The 17,105-nt window shown below is 74.9% G+C and carries 16 protein-coding genes and 1 riboswitch; of the genes, 14 read left to right on the top strand and 2 right to left on the bottom strand.

The features are described from left to right. Positions 1–121 precede the first annotated feature (121 nt). The 11 genes from mihF to FHX75_RS09105 all read left to right on the top strand — a co-directional run bounded on the left by mihF (position 122) and on the right by FHX75_RS09105 (position 11,837). On the top strand, positions 122–439 hold the full coding sequence (gene mihF, locus FHX75_RS09155) for an integration host factor, actinobacterial type (RefSeq protein WP_088962722.1): 318 nt from the start codon (positions 122–124) through the stop codon (positions 437–439). A 25-nt stretch (positions 440–464) separates the two neighbouring features. Beyond that, positions 465–998: a nucleoside/nucleotide kinase family protein gene (locus FHX75_RS09150; protein WP_088962721.1), complete on the top strand. Its 534-nt coding sequence runs from the start codon at positions 465–467 to the stop codon at positions 996–998. 47 nt (positions 999–1,045) lie between these two features. Then, positions 1,046–1,309: a DNA-directed RNA polymerase subunit omega gene (gene rpoZ / locus FHX75_RS09145; RefSeq protein WP_007075826.1), complete on the top strand. Its 264-nt coding sequence runs from the start codon at positions 1,046–1,048 to the stop codon at positions 1,307–1,309. Between the two features lie 14 nt (positions 1,310–1,323). Continuing rightward, on the top strand, positions 1,324–2,532 hold the full coding sequence (gene coaBC / locus FHX75_RS09140) for a bifunctional phosphopantothenoylcysteine decarboxylase/phosphopantothenate--cysteine ligase CoaBC (protein WP_154938056.1): 1,209 nt from the start codon (positions 1,324–1,326) through the stop codon (positions 2,530–2,532). A gap of 99 nt (positions 2,533–2,631) precedes the next feature. Beyond that, entirely contained in the window at positions 2,632–3,822 is a 1,191-nt protein-coding gene (gene metK, locus FHX75_RS09135) for a methionine adenosyltransferase (protein WP_154938054.1), read from the top strand. A 65-nt stretch (positions 3,823–3,887) separates the two neighbouring features. Beyond that, the gene (locus FHX75_RS09130) at positions 3,888–6,092 is read left to right on the top strand and encodes a primosomal protein N' (protein ID WP_154938052.1); all 2,205 of its coding nucleotides are present in this window, start codon (positions 3,888–3,890) and stop codon (positions 6,090–6,092) included. Positions 6,093–6,297: 205 nt separating this feature from the next. Next, positions 6,298–7,281, top strand: coding sequence for an AAA family ATPase (locus FHX75_RS09125; RefSeq protein WP_154938050.1), 984 nt, complete (start codon positions 6,298–6,300; stop codon positions 7,279–7,281). Between the two features lie 141 nt (positions 7,282–7,422). After that, positions 7,423–8,694, top strand: a complete 1,272-nt coding sequence (locus tag FHX75_RS09120) for a cytochrome P450 (protein WP_154938048.1) — start codon at positions 7,423–7,425, stop codon at positions 8,692–8,694. 43 nt (positions 8,695–8,737) lie between these two features. Next, complete coding sequence (gene def, locus FHX75_RS09115; RefSeq protein ID WP_154938046.1) at positions 8,738–9,298, top strand: peptide deformylase; 561 nt, start codon at positions 8,738–8,740, stop codon at positions 9,296–9,298. 5 nt (positions 9,299–9,303) lie between these two features. After that, positions 9,304–10,230, top strand: a complete 927-nt coding sequence (gene fmt, locus FHX75_RS09110) for a methionyl-tRNA formyltransferase (RefSeq protein ID WP_154938044.1) — start codon at positions 9,304–9,306, stop codon at positions 10,228–10,230. After that, entirely contained in the window at positions 10,227–11,837 is a 1,611-nt protein-coding gene (locus tag FHX75_RS09105; RefSeq protein ID WP_154938042.1) for an RsmB/NOP family class I SAM-dependent RNA methyltransferase, read from the top strand. Before fmt ends, FHX75_RS09105 begins: the two co-directional genes overlap by 4 nt. A 63-nt stretch (positions 11,838–11,900) precedes the next feature. Here FHX75_RS09105 and FHX75_RS09100 read toward each other — a convergent pair whose 3' ends face one another. Continuing rightward, positions 11,901–12,791: a septum formation family protein gene (locus FHX75_RS09100; RefSeq protein ID WP_154938040.1), complete on the bottom strand. Its 891-nt coding sequence runs from the start codon at positions 12,789–12,791 to the stop codon at positions 11,901–11,903. A 79-nt stretch (positions 12,792–12,870) separates the two neighbouring features. Then, positions 12,871–13,758 carry a septum formation family protein gene (locus tag FHX75_RS09095; RefSeq protein ID WP_154938038.1) on the bottom strand — a complete coding sequence of 296 codons (888 nt, stop codon included), beginning with the start codon at positions 13,756–13,758 and terminating at the stop codon, positions 12,871–12,873. Between the two features lie 258 nt (positions 13,759–14,016). Here FHX75_RS09095 and rpe point away from each other — a divergent pair, with 258 nt between their 5' ends. The 3 genes from rpe (at position 14,017) to ribD (ending at position 17,105) form a co-directional block, all read left to right on the top strand. Beyond that, positions 14,017–14,697, top strand: a complete 681-nt coding sequence (rpe, locus tag FHX75_RS09090) for a ribulose-phosphate 3-epimerase (protein WP_154938036.1) — start codon at positions 14,017–14,019, stop codon at positions 14,695–14,697. A gap of 1 nt (position 14,698) precedes the next feature. Next, the gene (locus tag FHX75_RS09085; protein WP_154938034.1) at positions 14,699–15,658 is read left to right on the top strand and encodes a response regulator; all 960 of its coding nucleotides are present in this window, start codon (positions 14,699–14,701) and stop codon (positions 15,656–15,658) included. A 62-nt stretch (positions 15,659–15,720) separates the two neighbouring features. Next, positions 15,721–15,895: riboswitch (FMN riboswitch) on the top strand. A gap of 148 nt (positions 15,896–16,043) precedes the next feature. Next, a complete protein-coding gene (gene ribD, locus FHX75_RS09080; RefSeq protein ID WP_154938032.1) occupies positions 16,044–17,105 on the top strand; it encodes a bifunctional diaminohydroxyphosphoribosylaminopyrimidine deaminase/5-amino-6-(5-phosphoribosylamino)uracil reductase RibD in 1,062 nt (353 codons plus the stop codon).

The following is a 17,105-nucleotide window of genomic DNA, read 5'->3' as shown; positions in this document are numbered from 1 at the left end:
GCCCGCGACCGCTAGTTTTCCCCGCGCTGGGAACCACGGACCCCTTTGGTTGCCAGCGACACCACGTTTCACAGAGCGGCGGTGCGCCCCGCCCGTCGCGATAGGGACCTGAGGAGAACTGGTGCCGCTCCCGTCACTGACCCCCGAGCAGCGCGCTGCCGCGCTGGAGAAGGCCGCGGAGATCCGCAAGGCCCGTGCTGAGCTGAAGGAGCAGCTCAAGCAGGGCAAGACCACCCTCGCCGCCGTCCTCGAGCGGGCCGAGTCCGACGACGTCGTCGGCAAGCTGAAGGTTTCGGCCGTCCTGCAGGCGATGCCGGGCATCGGCAAGATCCGGGCTACCCAGATCATGGAGAAGCTCAAGATCGCCGACAGCCGTCGCCTGCGCGGGCTGGGCGAGCAGCAGCGCAAGGCTCTGCTTGGAGAGTTCGCCGCCAACTGAACGCCGCAACGTGTAGAAACAAGCGGTGAGCACGGATGACGAGGCGCGCCCGGCGGCTCGGCTCACTGTCCTGGCGGGGCCCTCGGGCGCCGCGCGGGAGAGTGTCGTTGAGCTGGTCCGGGCGCGTTCTCCGTCCGTGTGGGTGCCGGTGCCGGTGACCACCCGGCCCCGTCGCCCCGACGAGGTCGACGGCGTCGACCGACGCTTCGTGGACCCGGTCGGCTTCGACCGGATGGTCGCCGCGGGCGAGCTGCTGGAGTGGTCGCGAATCGGCGGGCACCGCCGTGGCACGCCCCGCGAGCCGCTGCGGTCCCGGCTGGCCGACGGCCGGCCGGTGCTGCTCCCGCTCGACCTGCCCGGCGCGCTCGCCGTCCGGGAGGCCCTGCCGGACGTCCGGCTGGTCCTGCTGACGCCCCCGGGCCACCGTCCGGACCCGGCGGTCCTCGCGGCCGTCGGACACACCGTGGTCCACGACCTCACCGAGCGGGTCGTGGCCGAACTGGTAGGCTTGCTCGGTTCTTCCTATCTGGCTCCCGCCCAGCCGCGACTGCGCGGTTGAGCGACCAGCCGCGCTCGCGCGGACACTTCAGACGCAGAGGGTATTTCGTGGGATCCATCGCCAACCCCGAGGGCATCACCAACCCGCCGATCGACGAGCTCCTCGAGAAGACCACCTCGAAGTACGCGCTGGTGATCTTCGCCGCCAAGCGTGCCCGCCAGGTCAACGCCTACTACAGCCAGCTCGGTGAGGGCCTGCTGGAGTACGTCGGCCCGCTCGTGGAGACCACCCCGCAGGAGAAGCCGCTCTCGATCGCGATGCGCGAGATCAACGCGGGCCTGCTCACCGCCGAGCCGACCGACCAGCCGTAACCCCCGCTCCGCCGATGCCCGCCGAGATCGTCCTCGGGGTCGGCGGCGGCATCGCCGCCTACAAGGCGTGTGAGCTGCTGCGGCTCTTCACCGAGTCGGGCCACCGGGTCCGGGTCGTGCCGACCGCGTCGGCGCTCCGTTTCATCGGGGCGCCGACCTGGGCGGCGCTCTCCGGCCAGCCGGTCGCCGACGACGTCTGGTCCGACGTGCACGAGGTGCCGCACGTCCGGCTCGGCCAGCGGGCCGACCTGGTGGTGGTCGCACCGGCGACGGCCGACCTGCTCGCCAAGGCGGCCCACGGCCTCGCCGACGACCTGCTCACCAACACCCTGCTCACCGCGCGCTGCCCGGTGGTGCTCGCCCCGGCGATGCACACCGAGATGTGGGAGCACCCGGCCACCGCCGCCAACGTCGCGACGCTGCGCTCGCGCGGCGTACGGGTGATCGAACCGGCGGTCGGCCGGCTCACCGGCGCCGACACCGGCAAGGGGCGGCTGCCCGATCCGGCCGAGATCTTCGCCGTCGCCCGCCGGGCCCTGGCCCGGGGCCTGGCCGCCCCCGCCGACCTGGCCGGCCGGCACGTCGTGGTGACCGCCGGCGGCACCCGCGAACCGCTGGACCCGGTCCGCTTCCTCGGCAACCGCTCCTCCGGCAAGCAGGGGTACGCCTTCGCCCGCGCGGCCGTCGCCCGGGGCGCCCGCGTCACCCTGATCGCGGCGAACGTCGCCCTGCCCGACCCGGCCGGGGTCGACCTGGTCCGGGTGGGCACCACCGAAGAACTGCGCAAGGCCACCCTGGAGGCCGCCGCCGACGCCGATGTGGTGGTGATGGCCGCCGCGCCCGCCGACTTCCGGCCGGCGATCTACGCCCCCGGCAAGATCAAGAAGTCGGAGGACGGCAGCGCGCCGACTATCGCGCTGGTCACCAACCCCGACATCGCCGCCGAGCTGGGGCGGCAACGCCGCCCGGAGCAGCTGCTGGTGGTCTTCGCCGCCGAGACCGGCGACGCCGAGGCCAACGGCCGGGCCAAGCTCGCCCGCAAGCGGGCCGACCTGATCGTCATCAACGAGGTGGGCGTGGACAAGGTCTTCGGGGCCGAGACCAACGCGGCGACCGTGGTGGGCGCGGACGGCAGCGTGACCACCCTTCCGGAACAGTCCAAGGAAGACCTGGCCGACCGGGTCTGGGACCTCGTGGTGACCCGGCTGGCCGCGTTGTCCTGAACGCTGGTCACTTTCGCGTTGGCTGCGGCACCCTGGAACCGGGTGACTAAACTGCCGCGGAGCGACCTTTCCAGAGAGACTCAAGTGCTTAGGAGTGCCGTGACACGTCTTTTCACGTCCGAATCGGTCACGGAGGGCCACCCGGACAAGATCGCCGACCAGATCAGCGACGGCATCCTGGACGCCCTGCTGGCCAAGGACCCGCACAGCCGTGTCGCGGTGGAGACCCTGATCACCACCGGGCAGGTGCACGTCGCGGGCGAGGTGACGACCAAGGCGTACGCCGACATCCCGACGATCGTCCGGGAGACCATCCTCGGGATCGGGTACGACTCGTCGAAGAAGGGCTTCGACGGCGCCTCCTGCGGCGTCAGCGTCTCGATCGGCGGCCAGTCCGCCGACATCGCCCAGGGCGTGGACAACGCCTTCGAGCTGCGTACCGGTGAGTCGGAGAGCGCGCTCGACGCGCAGGGCGCCGGCGACCAGGGCATGATGTTCGGCTTCGCCTGCTCGGAGACCCCCGAGCTGATGCCGCTGCCGATCGCGCTGGCGCACCGGCTGGCCCGCCGGCTGGCCGCCGTGCGCAAGGACGGCACCATCCCCTACCTGCGGCCCGACGGCAAGACCCAGGTCACCATCGAGTACGACGGCCTGCGTCCGGTCCGGCTCAACACCGTGGTCGTGTCCAGCCAGCACGCCGCGGACATCTCGCTGGACTCGCTGCTCACCCCGGACGTGCGCGAGCACGTCATCGCCCCCGAGTTGGAGAGCCTCGGCCTGGACACCGAGGGCTACCGGCTGCTGGTCAACCCCACGGGCCGGTTCGAGATCGGTGGCCCGATGGGCGACGCCGGCCTGACCGGCCGCAAGATCATCGTCGACACCTACGGCGGGTACGCCCGGCACGGCGGCGGCGCGTTCTCCGGCAAGGACCCGTCGAAGGTGGACCGGTCGGCCGCGTACGCGATGCGCTGGGTGGCCAAGAACGTGGTGGCCGCCGGCCTCGCCGAGCGCTGCGAGGCGCAGGTCGCCTACGCGATCGGCAAGGCCCACCCGGTCAGCCTGTTCATCGAGACCTTCGGCACCGAGACCGTGCCGGTCGCCTCGATCGAGAAGGCCGTCACCGAGGTCTTCGACCTCCGCCCGGCCGCCATCATCCGGGACCTCAACCTGCTCCGCCCGATCTACCAGCAGACCGCCGCGTACGGCCACTTCGGCCGCGAGCTGCCGGATCTGACCTGGGAGAGCACCGACCGGGCCGCCGACCTCAAGTCGGTAGCGGGAGCCTGACCGGCACCAGGCGCAGCGACCGGCGACCCGCCGAGGGGTCGCCGGTCGCTCGTGTCTGCGTCGACGTGCCGCTGCCGCACCTCGACCGCCCGTTCGACTACCTGGTCCCCGCCGAGCTGGACGCCGACGCCGTGCCCGGGGTGCGGGTGAAGGTGCGCTTCGCCGGGCAACTGGTCGACGGCTGGCTGCTGGACCGCGCCGACGGCTCCGGGCACACGGGCCGGCTGGCGTACCTGGAGAAGGTGGTCTCCCCGGAGCCGGTGCTGGCGCCGGAGATCGCCCGGCTGGCCCGGGCCGTCGCCGACCGGTACGCCGGCAGCCTCGCCGACGTGCTCCGGCTCGCCGTCCCGCCCCGCCACGCCCGGGTCGAGAAGGACCTGCGCGCGCAGCCGCCGACCGCCGCCGCCGACGACTCCGACACTCCCGCCTCCGGCACCGCCACGACGCCCGACGAGGTCAGCGCGGCCCCGACCACCGACACCGCGCCAACGCACGGGGTCGCCGCCGCGCCGTCTCCGTCCGCCGGGGTCGGTGCCGCGTCGGACGCGTCGGGGCCGATCGGGGTCGCCGCCGCGTCGCACCCGGCCGGGCCGATCGGGGTCACCGCCGCACCCGACACGACCGGGCCGACCGGGGTCGCCGCCGCGCCCGACCCGACCCGGGCCGGCGCCGCGTCGGACGCGTCGGAGCCGGGCGGCGCGCCGGCCCCGCCCGTGGTCGACCCGCGCGGCTGGCGGGACTACCCGGCCGGCCCGGCGTTCCTGCGCGCGCTCACCGACGGCCGACCGGCCCGCGCCGTCTGGTCGGCGCTGGCCGGGGAGGACTGGGCCGCCCGGTACGCCGACGCGGTCGCCGCGACCGTGGCCGGGGGGCGGGGCGCCGTCGTCGTGGTCGCCGACGCCCGGGATCTGGACCGGCTGGACGCCGCGCTGACCGGCACGCTCGGCGCGGGCCGGCACGTCTGCCTCTCCGCCGCGCTCGGCCCGGCCCGTCGCTACCGGGCCTTCCTCACCGCCCGGCGCGGCACAGCGCCCGTGGTGATCGGCACCCGGGCGGCGATGTTCGCCCCGGTCGACCGGCTCGGCCTGGTGGCGATCTGGGACGACGGTGACGACCTGCACGCCGAGCCCCGCGCCCCGTACCCGCACGCCCGGGACGTGCTGCTGACCCGGGCCCAGCTCGCCGGGGCCGCCGCGCTGGTCGGCGGGTACACCCGGACCGCCGAGGCGCAGTTGCTGGTGGAGACCGGCTGGGCCCGCGAGGTGGTCGCCGACCGGGCGACCCTGCGGGCGCGTACCCCGAGCATCGCGCCGACCGGCGACGACCCGCAGCTGGCCCGCGATCCCGGCGCGGCGACGGCCCGGCTGCCCAGCCTGGCCTGGACCACCGCCCGGGACACCCTGCGCGCGGACGCCCCGGTGCTGGTGCAGGTGCCGCGTCGGGGTTACCTGCCCTCGATCTCCTGCGCGGACTGCCGCACCCCGGCCCGCTGCCCGCACTGCGCCGGCCCGCTGGCGCTGCCCTCCGCCGAGGGTATCCCCGCCTGCCGCTGGTGCGGCCGGGTCGCCGCCGCGTACGCCTGCCCGGAGTGCGGCGGCCGGCGGCTGCGCGCGGCGGTCACCGGCGCCCGGCGCACCGCCGAGGAGCTGGGCCGCGCCTTTCCCGGCGTGCCGGTCCGCACCTCGGGCCGGGAGGAGGTGCTGGCCAGCGTGCCCGGCGGCGCCGGCCTGGTGATCGCCACCCCGGGCGCGGAGCCGCCGGCCGAGGGGGGCTACGGCGCGGTGCTGCTGCTGGACTCCTGGGCCCTGCTCACCCGGGCCGACCTGCGCGCCGGCGAGGAGACGCTGCGCCGCTGGCTGAGCGCGGCCGCGCTGGCCCGGCCGGCGTCGGCGGGCGGGCGCGTGGTGGTGGTCGCCGACGGCGCGCTGGCGCCGGTGCAGGCGCTGCTGCGCTGGGACCCGGCCTGGTTCGCCGCCCGGGAGCTGGCCGAGCGGCGGGAGCTGGGCTTCCCGCCGGCGACGAAGATGGCCAGCGTGACCGGTCCGGCGGTTGCGGTGGCCGACCTGCTGGCGGAGGCCCGGCTGCCCGACGGGGCGGAGGTGCTCGGCCCGGTCCCGGCCGACGGCGACCGGGAGCGGATGCTGGTGCGGGTGCCCCGGGCCCGGGCCGCCGCCCTCGCCGAGGCGCTGCACACCGCCGCCGGGATGCGCAGCGCCCGCAAGGCGGCCGACCCGGTACGCCTCCAGGTCGACCCGCTGAGCCTCTTCTGACCCGGCCGTGATCCGCGGCACCGGCCGGGCGCGACCCGGCCCGGAGCGGGTACCGTCGCACACCTCGTCCGGCAAACCGGTGGCGGCGAAGTGATAACATCGCCCGTCATGCCCGGGCGCACGGATGGCGCGACGATGGCGGAGCGCGTCGATCCGACGCCATATCGATGATGTCAATCAGCCGGTGATCAGGGGTGGACCAGTCGTGACCGTTCGTCAATCGATCGTCTTCAACGGGGACCTCGGCAGCGGCAAGAGCACCGTCTCCGTCGAGATCGCCAAGCGGCTGGGGCTGCGCCGGGTCAGCGTCGGCGACCTCTACCGGCAGATGGCGCAGGAGCGGCAGATGACCGCCCTCCAGCTCAACCTGCACGCTGAGCTGGACCAGGCCGTCGACGGCTACGTCGACCAGCTCCAGCGGGACATCGCCGCCTCCGGCGAGTCGCTGGTCATGGACTCCCGGCTGGCCTGGCACTTCTTCACCGACGCGCTCAAGGTGCACATGATCACCGAGCCGGGCGAGGCGGCCCGTCGGGTGCTGCTGCGTCCCTCCGGCCCGGCCGAGAGCTACACCTCGCTGGAGGAGGCCAAGGCCAAGCTCCGCGAGCGCAGCGAGAGCGAGCGGAACCGGTTCATCCTCCGCTACGGCGTGGACAAGGCCCGGCTGCGCAACTACGACCTGGTCTGCGACACCACCCGGGCCTCGGCGCCCGAGGTGATCGAGCACATCGTCGACGCGTACGAGGGTCGGCTCGGCGCCGAGGTGCTGCGCGACGCCCCGCCGCTGCTGCTGCTCGACCCGGCCCGGGTCTACCCGACCGAGGACATCACCACCCTGCGCGGGCTCTGGGACTCGGAGTTCGTCGGCGACGTGGCCGGGGCCGGCGACGAGGCCCTGGAGCCGCTGCGGATCGGCTACACCGGCGAGTACTTCTTCGTCGTCGACGGGCACCGCCGGCTCAGCGCCGCCCTGCAGAACGGCTTCAACCTGGTCCCCGCCCAGCTGGTCGCCGAGGTGGACGAGCCGGTCGTCGGCGGGATGAGCGCGGTGGACTTCTTCGCCGCCCAGGTCCGGCCGAGCACCGTCTACGACTGGGAGGCCGCGCACGGCATCCAGCTCCCGCTGCCCGAGCACGCCCTGCTCGGCGGGCCCGCCGTGCTGGCGGGGGAGCCCGGCGTCGGCGCCTGAGCCTCGCCACGACCGCCGGCGGGCCGACCCCGCCGCCCGCCGCCGCGACCGGCCGCCGTGGCGGCGGATCGCGCGGGGTCGCCGGGCGAGGCCCGGACGCGCATGATGGAGCCTCCGACGCATCGACGCGGGAGGCCGGTCATGGACGCAGCCGAGGCGCTCGCCCTGCTCATGTCCCCGCAGGGGCGCATCGATCCGTACCCCACGTACGAGCGGCTGCGCCGGTACGGGCCGGTGGTCCAGGCCGGGCCGGTGTTCTACGTGGTCACCGGCTACGCGGAGGCCGACGAGATCCTGCGCGACTCCCGGTTCGGGGTGATGGACGACGCGCTGCGCGACGAGTTCTTCCCCGGCTGGCGGGACAGCCCGGCCGTCGCGTCGATCTCCCGGTCGATGCTGCGCACCAACCCGCCCGACCACAGCCGGATGCGACGGCTCGCGGCCGGCGCCTTCACCCCGCGCCGGATCGCCGCCATGCGCGACGTGGTCGAGGCGCAGGCCGACGAGCTGGTCGACGCGATGCTGGAGCGGGCCCGCGACGGCGAGCCCGTCGACTTCCTGGCCGAGTTCGCGTACCCGCTGCCGGTGGGGGTGATCTGCGCGCTGCTCGGCGTGCCGGCGGCCGACCGGCCGCTGTTCCGGCGTTGGGCCGCCGACCTGACCGGGGTGCTGGAGCCGGAGATCACCACCGAGGAGCTGGCGGTCGCCGACCGGGGCGCCACCGAGCTGCGCGACTACTTCGCCGCGCTGGTCCGGGCCCGCCGCGCCGCGCCGGCCGACGACCTGACCACCGCCCTGGTCCAGGTGCACGACGCCGACGGCGACCGGCTCTCCGGCGAGGAGCTGCTGGCCAACCTGGTGGTGCTGCTGGTCGCCGGCTTCGAGACCACCACCAACCTGCTCGGCAACGGCCTCGTGGTGCTGCTGGACCACCCGCGCGCGGCCGAGGCGCTGCGCGAGCATCCGGACTTCGCCCCCGGGTACGTCGACGAGCTGCTGCGCTACGACTCGCCGGTGCAGCTCACCACCCGGATCAACGAGGCGCCGGTGCGCTGCGGCGGGGTCGAGCTGCCGGCGGGCAGCTGGACGTTGCTGCTGCTCGGCGCGGCCAACCGGGACCCCCGGCGCTACCCCGAGCCGCAGCGGTTCGACCCGTGGCGCCCGCAGGTGCACCCGCTGTCGTTCGGGGCCGGGCCGCACTACTGCCTGGGCGCCGGGCTGGCCCGGCTGGAGGCGCAGGTCGCCTTCCCGCTGCTGCTGCGCCGGCTGCCCGGCCTCGCCCTGGCCGGCCGGCCCCGGCACCGGACCCGGCTCACCCTGCGCGGCTACGAGACCCTGCCGGTGATCATCGACACGGAGTCGGCGGCGGCGCATCGCGGTACGCCGGCCGGGGCGGCCCCCGGCACTCCGTAGACTGGTACGGCATTCGTCCGTACAGCCGAAGGAGCCACACCGCGTGACCGTCCAGCCCATCCGTCTGTTCGGGGACCCGGTGCTGCGCACGCCGGCCGATCCGGTCGTCGACTTCGACACCGAGCTGCGTAGGCTCATCGCCGACCTCACCGACACGATGCGGGAGCAGAGCGGCGCCGGCCTGGCCGCGCCCCAGCTCGGTGTGGGCCTGCGGGTGTTCACCTTCGACGTGGACGACGTGCTCGGGCACCTGGTCAACCCGGTGCTGGAGTTCCCCGACGAGGAGGAGCAGGACGGCCCGGAGGGCTGCCTGTCCATCCCCGGGCTCTACTTCGACACCAGGCGCCGGCAGAACGTCATCGCCAAGGGCTTCAACGGCTACGGCGACCCGATGCAGATCGTCGGCACCGGGCTGATGGCCCGCTGCGTGCAGCACGAGACAGACCACCTCGACGGGGTGCTCTTCGTCGACCGGCTGGACCCGGCCGGGCGCAAGGAGGCCATGAAGGCCATCCGCCAGGCCGAGTGGTACGACCCGGCCGCCCCGCCCACGGTCAAGCTCAACCCGCACGCCTCCGGCAGCCCCTTCGGTCTGGGGCGGTGAGGCGGATGCGTCTGATCTTCGCCGGCACGCCGGCCGTCGCCGTACCCGCCCTGGACGCCGTCGCCGCCTCCGGGCACGAACTGCTGGCCGTGGTCACCCGCCCCGACGCCCCGGCCGGGCGCGGTCGCGGCCTGGTCCGCTCGCCGGTCGGCGCCTGGGCCGACGAGCGCGGGATCGAGGTGCTGACCCCGGCGAAGCCCCGCGAGCCGGAGTTCCTCGACCGGCTGCGCGAGCTGGCGCCGGACTGCGTGCCCGTGGTCGCGTACGGCGCGCTGGTGCCGCCGGTGGCCCTGGAGATCCCCCGACACGGCTGGATCAACCTGCACTTCTCGCTGCTGCCCGCCTGGCGCGGCGCGGCCCCGGTGCAGCAGGCCGTGCTGCACGGCGACGAGCTGACCGGCGCGAGCGTCTTCCAGCTCGAACAGGGCCTGGACACCGGCCCGGTCTACGGCACGCTCACCGATGAGATCCGGCCGACCGACACCTCCGGCGACCTGCTGGAGCGCCTCGCGCACTCCGGCGCGGGCCTGCTGGTGGCCGTCCTCGACGCGATCGAGGCCGGGACGGCCCGGGCCGAGCCGCAGCCGGCCGACGGGGTTTCCCTGGCCCCGAAGCTGACCGTGGAGGACGCCCGGGTGCGCTGGACCGATCCCGCCTTCGCCGTCGACCGGCGGATCCGGGCCTGCACGCCGGCCCCCGGGCCGTGGACGACCTTCCGCGGCGACCGGGTCAAGCTCGGCCCGGTGACCCCGGTCGGCAACGGCCCCGAGTTGAAGCCGGGAGAACTGCTGGTGGAGAAGTCCCGGGTGCTGGCCGGCACCGCGACCGTGCCGGTGCAGCTCGGTGAGGTGCGCGCGGCGGGCAAGAAGGCCATGCCGGCGACCGACTGGGCGCGCGGCGTCCGGGTCGGCGCCGGCGAGGTGCTCGCGTGAGCACCCCCTCGGACCGTCCCGACAGCTCCCGTTCCGACGGTCCCCGCGCCGACCGGTCCGCCGGTCGCGCGGACGGCCCCCGCGGTGACCGGTTCGACCGGTCCGCGCCCCGCCGCTCGGACGCGCCGCGCGGCGACCGCCCGACCGGCGGTTACCGCGGCGACCGCCCGACCGGCGGCGGTTACCGCGGCGACCGCCCCGGTGGTGGCCGTCCCGGCTTCGACCGGCGTGGCGGTCGCCCCGCCCGCCCGGCCGTCGACCTGCCCCGGTACGCCGCCTACCAGGCCGTCGCGGCGGTGCACCGCGACGACGCGTACGCCAACCTGGTGCTCCCGTCGATCCTGCGCGAGGAGGGGCTGGTCGGCCGGGACGCCGCCTTCGCCACCGAGCTGACCTACGGCACCCTGCGGCACACCGGCACCCTGGACGCGATCATCACCGACGCCGCCGGGCGGGAGGTCGAGCGGATCGACCCGCCGGCCCGCGACGCCCTGCGGCTCGGGGCGTACCAGCTGCTGCACACCCGGGTGCCGGCGCACGCGGCGGTCTCCTCGACCGTCGACCTGGTCCGCTCGGTCGTGCCGGGCGCCGCCGGCTTCGCCAACGCGGTGTTGCGGGAGATCGCCGGCCGGGACGCCGACGCCTGGGTGGCCAAGCTCGCCCCGCCGATGGAGACCGACCCGGTCGGCTACCTGGCGCTGGCGTACAGCCATCCGCAGTGGATCGTGCGGGCCTTCGCCGAGGCGCTCGGCGGGGACCTGGGGGAGACCGCCCGGCTGCTGATCGAGGACAACGAGCGACCCCCGGTGCACCTGTGCGCCCGGCCCGGCCTGGCCGACCCGGTGGAACTGGCCGACGAGGTGGGCGGCGCGCCCGGCGCCTTCTCGCCGTACGCGGTGTACCTCTCCGGTGGCGCGCCGGGTGACCTGCCGGCGCTGGCGCAGGGGCGCGCGCACGTGCAGGACGAGGGCTCGCAGCTGGTGGCGAACGCGCTGGCCGTCGCGCCGCTGGACGGCCCGGACGGGCGCTGGCTCGACCTGTGCGCCGGCCCCGGCGGCAAGTCCGGCCTGCTCGGCGCGCTCGCCGCGCAGCGCGGCGCCCGGCTGACCGCCGTGGAGGTCTCCGAGCACCGTGCCCGGCTGGTCGAGCAGGCCACCCGGGGCCTGCCGGTGAGCGTGCTGCACACCGACGGCCGCACGGTCGGCGCGGACCCGGAGCTGCCCGAGGGGCACTTCGACCGGGTGCTGGTGGACGCCCCGTGCACCGGCCTGGGCTCGCTGCGCCGCCGGCCGGAGTCGCGCTGGCGGCGTCAGCCGTCGGACCTGCCGCCGCTGACCCGGTTGCAGCGCGAACTGCTCACCGCGGCCCTGCGCGCGGCCCGTCCCGGCGGCCTGGTCGCGTACGTCACCTGCTCCCCGCACGTGGTGGAGACGCACGTGACGGTGACCGAGGCGGCCCGGCGCGCCGAGGTGCCGGCGGACTTCGTCGACGCCCGTACGCTGCTGCCGGCCGGCATGCCCGGGCTGGGCGACGGCCCGACGGTGCAGCTCTGGCCGCACCGGCACGGCACGGACGCGATGTTCCTGGCGGTGCTGCGCCGCGGCTGAGCGGCGGGCGGCGCAGCGGTACGGGGGCGGGGCGGAGCACGACAGGGCCGCCTCGCCGCCGGCTCAGCGGACCGGCAGGCCCCCGGTTCCGACGCCCTTGAGCGAGCGGGTCAGGGTGCGGTCGCTGACCCACACGAAGCACTGCACCCCGCGGTTGCCGTCGCGCCATTCCCGCTCCAGCGGGTGGTAGAAGATCGAGCCGGCGCGGAACCGCAGGTTGCCGTCGTTCGGCACCCCGGTGTACTTCGCCAGCACGCCGAGGCATCCCTTGTGGACCCGCCCGTCACCCTTGGTGACCTGGGCGTAGCTGAGGCCGCCGGCCTGCCAGACGCCGACGAACTCGGCGTGGTGCCGGGCGGTGCAGGAGACCGGCTTCATCGCCTCGACGTCGTCGCCGTCGACCTTCGGTTCGAAGCAGCGCAGCCGCAGGTCGGTGTCGCGGGTCAGGGCGCCCCTCAGGCTGCCGGTGCGAGGGGTGGCCCGCGCCTCGTCGACGCTCTCGACCTCGGTCAGGTCGCAGCGGAACCAGCGGGCGCCACCCGTCCAGGCCGCCGGTGAGGGGAAGACGACGGCGAGGCCGAGCCGGCCGGAGCGCCAGTCGGCGCCCACCGCCCGCCGGACCTCCCGGTCACACTCGGCGCGGGCGGCGAGCATCGCGCCGGTGCCGCCGGCCGGGGGAGTGGCGCGCCGGGCGTCGGCGCCGGTCAAGGTGCCGACGTGCATCGTCTCGGCCCGGTGCGACCGGGCGCAGTCGACCGGGTGGTAGCCGCTGAGGTAGCCGACGTCCTGCACCCCGGCGTGGCAGACCCCGGCGGCGGGGACGAAGCCCTGCGGCGCGGCCAGGGCCGGCCAGTCGTCGGCGAGGTCCGCGTCCACCCCGGCGGGGGCGCCGCACCCGGTCAGCGCCAGCAACGCCGCGCCGCCCACGGCGACCGCCGTCCACCAACGCCGCATCGCACCCGACCTTCCGTCGACCGTGACCGTGGCGCCCGCCGAGCGGGTGTCACGGTGCGGCAGCTTACGGCACCGGGCCTCAGATGGCGGGGAGTCCCTTCGGGCCGGCGCCGCGCATCGAGCGGGTCAGCTTCCGGTCGTCGCTCCACAGGAAACAGCGGATGCCGCGGTCGCCCTCCTCCCACTCCCGCTGCGACGGCGGGTAGAAGATCGACCCGGCCCGGTACGGCAGGTCGGAGTTGTTCGGCACGGCGGCGAAGTTGGCGATCAGCGCCATGCAGCGCCGGTGCACCTCCTGGTTGGCCCGGCCGAACTCCGCCCAGGTCATGTCCCGTTCGAGGTAGACCCCGACGAACTCGGCCCGGTGCGGCTCGGAGCAGAGCACCGGCGCCATGTAGTTGAGGTTGTCGCCGATCAGCTTGGGGTCGAAGCAGCGGTGGGTGAGCGGGTTGTCACCGATCATCGCGCCGCGCAGGCTGCCGGTGCGGTTGACCGGGCGGGTGTTGTCGATGCTGTCGGTCTCGCTCAGGTCGCAGCGGAACCAGCGGGCGCCGCCGTTCCACGCCGGCACGGAGGGCAACGCGATGTTCATGGTGAGCCGGGCCGAGTGCCAGTCGCCCCCGAGTACCTCGCGGGCCCGCTGGTCGCACTCGGCGCGGGCGGGACGCAGCGCCGGGGAGCCCGGCTCGGGGCGCGGCCCGGCCGCCGCGTCGCCGGTGAAGGTCCCGACGTGGATCGCCTCGGCCAGGTGGCTGCGGGCGCAGTCCACCGTGTCGTACGTGCCCGCCTGGACCACCGCCGTGATCCGGGGCAGGCAGGCGTCCGTGGCGGGCACGAACATCCGCGGTGCGGGCAGGTCCGGCCAGTCGTCGGCGAGGTCGCCGTCGGGCCGGTGCTGCGGGACGCAGCCGCTCATCGCCATCGTCGCCGCGCCGGCCAGCGCCAGCGCCACGAGCCACCGTCGCATCGTCCGCCCTTTCCGGGAGATGACGGCCGGTCGTTGCGGCCCACGCGGAGTTGCGGTTCCGCGGGACGTGCAGCACGGCTGACCGTCTCTGATGGAGTGTTGCCGCCTTTCCGTCGGTCGGCCAGTCGCGGCTGGCCGTCCGTCCGGTTTTGCGTTCCGTGGAGCCCAATCTTGCACCAGCGGTCACTCCTGGGTCACAGGGCGTTCCCGTGGGGCCGCGATGCCCGCGGCGGGTGGCCGCATTCGTACACTGACCCCGTGACCGTACCGCCGCCGATCGTCGCGCCCAGCATCCTCGCCGCCGATTTCGCCCGCCTCGCCGACGAGGTCCGTGCCGTGGAGAACGCCGCGGACTGGCTGCACGTCGACGTGATGGACAACCACTTCGTGCCCAACCTGACCATCGGCCTGCCCGTGGTGCAGAGCCTGCGCGCGGTGACCCGGATCCCGTTCGACGTGCACCTCATGATCGAGGACCCGCGTCGCTGGGCCCCCGGTTACGCCGACGCCGGCGCGTACAACGTCACCTTCCACGCCGAGGCCTGCGACGACCCGGTCGCGCTGGCCAAGGACCTCCGCTCGGCCGGCGCCAAGGCCGGGCTGGCCATCGACCGGGACACCCCGATCGAGCCGTACCTGGAGCTGCTGCCCAGCTTCGACACCCTGCTGATCATGACGATCAAGGCCGGCTTCGGCGGGCAGCGGTTCATCCCGCAGCTGCTGGAGAAGGTCCGCGCCGCCCGCCGGCACGTCGACACCGGCCACCTGGAGCTGCGCATCGAGGTCGACGGCGGGATCGCCGCCGACACCATCGAGCAGGCCGCGGCGGCCGGCGCGGACGCCTTCGTCGCCGGTACCGCCGTCTACGGGGCGGCCGACCCGGCCGAGGCGGTGCGCCGCCTGCGGGGGCTCGCGGAGCGCGCGGTTCCCGGAGCCTGACGTGGACCCGGCCGGCGACCGACCCGACGTCATCCTGGTCGTCGACGACGACGAGGACATCGCCCGCTTCGTCGAGTTCAACCTGCGGCTGCACGGCTTCGAGGTGCTCCACGCCGGCGACGGCCAGGAGGCGCTCGAGATGATCGAGCGGCACCGGCCCGACCTGGCCGTGGTGGACCTGATGATGCCCCGGATCGACGGGTTGGAGCTGACCCGCCGGCTGCGCGCCGACCCGATGACCTCCGCCCTGCCGGTGATCATGCTGACCGCCAAGGGGATGACCGTGGACAAGGTGCACGGCCTCAGCGCCGGCGCCGACGACTACCTGGTCAAGCCCTTCGACACCGCCGAGCTGGTGGCCCGGGTCAGCTCCACGCTGCGCCGCAACAAGGAGTTCCGGGAGGTGTCCCCGCTGACCGGGCTGCCCGGCAACAGCCGGATCCGCCGGGAGATCAGCGACCGGGTCCGCAGCGGCGTCGACTACGCCGTCGGCTACATCGACATCGACCGGTTCAAGAGCGTCAACGACCGGTACGGCTTCGTCCGCGGCGACGAGTTCATCTCCGCGCTGGCCCGCAGCCTGCACCGGGCGGTGGTCTCGATCGGGCTGCCGCCGGCCTTCCTCGGCCACGTCGGCGGCGACGACTTCGTCGTCGTCTGCACCCCGGAACAGGTCCGGCCGTTGACCTTCCGCGCGGTGGAGGACTTCGAGAAGGCCGCCGACAAACTCTACGACCCGACCGACGCCGAGCGGGGCTACGTCGAGCTGAAGGACCGCCGGGGCAACGTGCGCAGGGCGCACCTGGTCACCCTCTCCATCGGGGTCTCCCTCTCCGACGCCCGGAAGCGCTTCACCGACCCGCTCGCCGCGATCGCGGTCGCCTCGGAGATGAAAACCGTCGCCAAGAGCCAGCCCGGTTCGTACGTGGCGGTGGACCGGCGGCGCGCCGACGGGGTGTGAGGTAGCCCGCGTGCAGTGGCGTACCGGCCGGGGGAACGTGTAAGACTTCCCATGTACCCACCACGCGCTGGCGGGGCTCGGTGAAATTCCGAACCGGCGGTGATCCACGGTCCGACCGTGGTAAGCCCGCGACCCGGACGGCTCAGGCCGCCCGGTGGACCTGGTGAGAATCCGGGGCCGACGGTTGGGAGCGGAGAACGTTCCGCACCCAGAAAGTCCGGATGGGAGACAGCGCGCGGGACGGGGCGGGCCTGCGTGGGTCGCTGTATCCAGCCATCGCGTGGGCTCCCCGGGGGCGGCCGTGCCGTTCCCGGATCCGCCGCCGCCTGCCCGCGGCTCCTCCCGTACCGCCCGCGCGCGGCCCGGCGAGTGAGAGGGCAGAGGCATGGCCGGCGTCTCCGTCGACGAGGCGATGCGTCGCGCCGTCACGCTGGCGGCCCGTGGCCTCGGCACCACCAGCCCCAACCCGGTCGTCGGCTGCGTCCTGCTCGATCCGGACGGCACGGTCGTCGGGGAGGGATTCCACGCGTACGCGGGCGGACCGCACGCCGAGATCGTCGCGCTCGCCCAGGCCGGTGAGCGCGCCCGCGGCGGCACCGCCGTGGTCACCCTCGAACCCTGCGACCACACCGGCCGCACCGGCCCCTGCAGCCTCGCGCTGGTCCAGGCCGGCGTGGCCCGGGTGGTGATCGCCGTGCCCGACCCCAACCCGGTCGCCTCCGGCGGCGCCGCCACCCTGCGGGCCGCCGGCATCCAGGTCGAGCTCGGGGTACGCGCGCAGGAGGCCGAGGCCGGCAACGTCGCCTGGCTGACCTCGATGCGCCGCGGTTGGCCGTACGTGATCTGGAAGTTCGCCGCGACGCTCGACGGCCGGTCGGCGGCGGCCGACGGCACCAGCATGTGGATCACCTCCGAGGCGGCCCGCATCGACGTGCACGCGCTGCGCGGCACGGTCGACGCGGTGCTCGCCGGGGTGGGCACCGTGCTCGCCGACGACCCCCGGCTCACCGCCCGCAACCTGCGCGACGGCACCCTGGCCATCCGGCAGCCGCTGCGGGTGGTGGTGGACAGCTCCGGGCGTACCCCCGCCGGGGCCCGGGTCCGCGACGGCGCCGCCCGGACGTGGATCGCCACCGCGGCGGAGGTCGGGGCCGGCCCGGACGGCCGGGTCGACCTGCCGGCGCTGCTGGCCGAGCTGCACCGCCGCGGCGTGCGGGCCGCGCTGCTGGAGGGCGGCCCCCGGCTGGCCGGCGCGTTCCTCGCCGCCGGCCTGGTCGACAAGGTCGTCGGGTACGTCGCGCCGAAGCTGCTCGGCGCGGGTCGGACCGCGCTGGTCGACGCCGGCGTGACGACCATCGCCGATGCCATCGACCTGGAGCTCACCGACGTTACGCAGATCGGTCCCGATCTGCGGATCACCGCGCTGCCCCGGAAGAGGGAGGCCTGA

The sequence above is a fragment of the Micromonospora palomenae genome, assembly GCF_007829925.1.
GTDB classification, from domain to species: Bacteria; Actinomycetota; Actinomycetes; order Mycobacteriales; family Micromonosporaceae; genus Micromonospora; species Micromonospora purpureochromogenes.
This window is presented reverse-complemented; position numbering and strand designations above follow the sequence as displayed.

Excerpts from the sequence above, each read along its gene's own strand:
- FHX75_RS09120 (WP_154938048.1), top strand. The coding sequence starts at position 7,423 with ATGGACGCAGCCGAGGCGCTCGCCCTGCTCATGTCCCCGCAGGGGCGC.
- coaBC (WP_154938056.1), top strand. The coding sequence starts at position 1,324 with ATGCCCGCCGAGATCGTCCTCGGGGTCGGCGGCGGCATCGCCGCCTAC.
- FHX75_RS09095 (WP_154938038.1), bottom strand. The coding sequence starts at position 13,758 with ATGCGACGGTGGCTCGTGGCGCTGGCGCTGGCCGGCGCGGCGACGATG.
- fmt (WP_154938044.1), top strand. The coding sequence starts at position 9,304 with ATGCGTCTGATCTTCGCCGGCACGCCGGCCGTCGCCGTACCCGCCCTG.
- FHX75_RS09100 (WP_154938040.1), bottom strand. The coding sequence starts at position 12,791 with ATGCGGCGTTGGTGGACGGCGGTCGCCGTGGGCGGCGCGGCGTTGCTG.
- ribD (WP_154938032.1), top strand. The coding sequence starts at position 16,044 with ATGGCCGGCGTCTCCGTCGACGAGGCGATGCGTCGCGCCGTCACGCTG.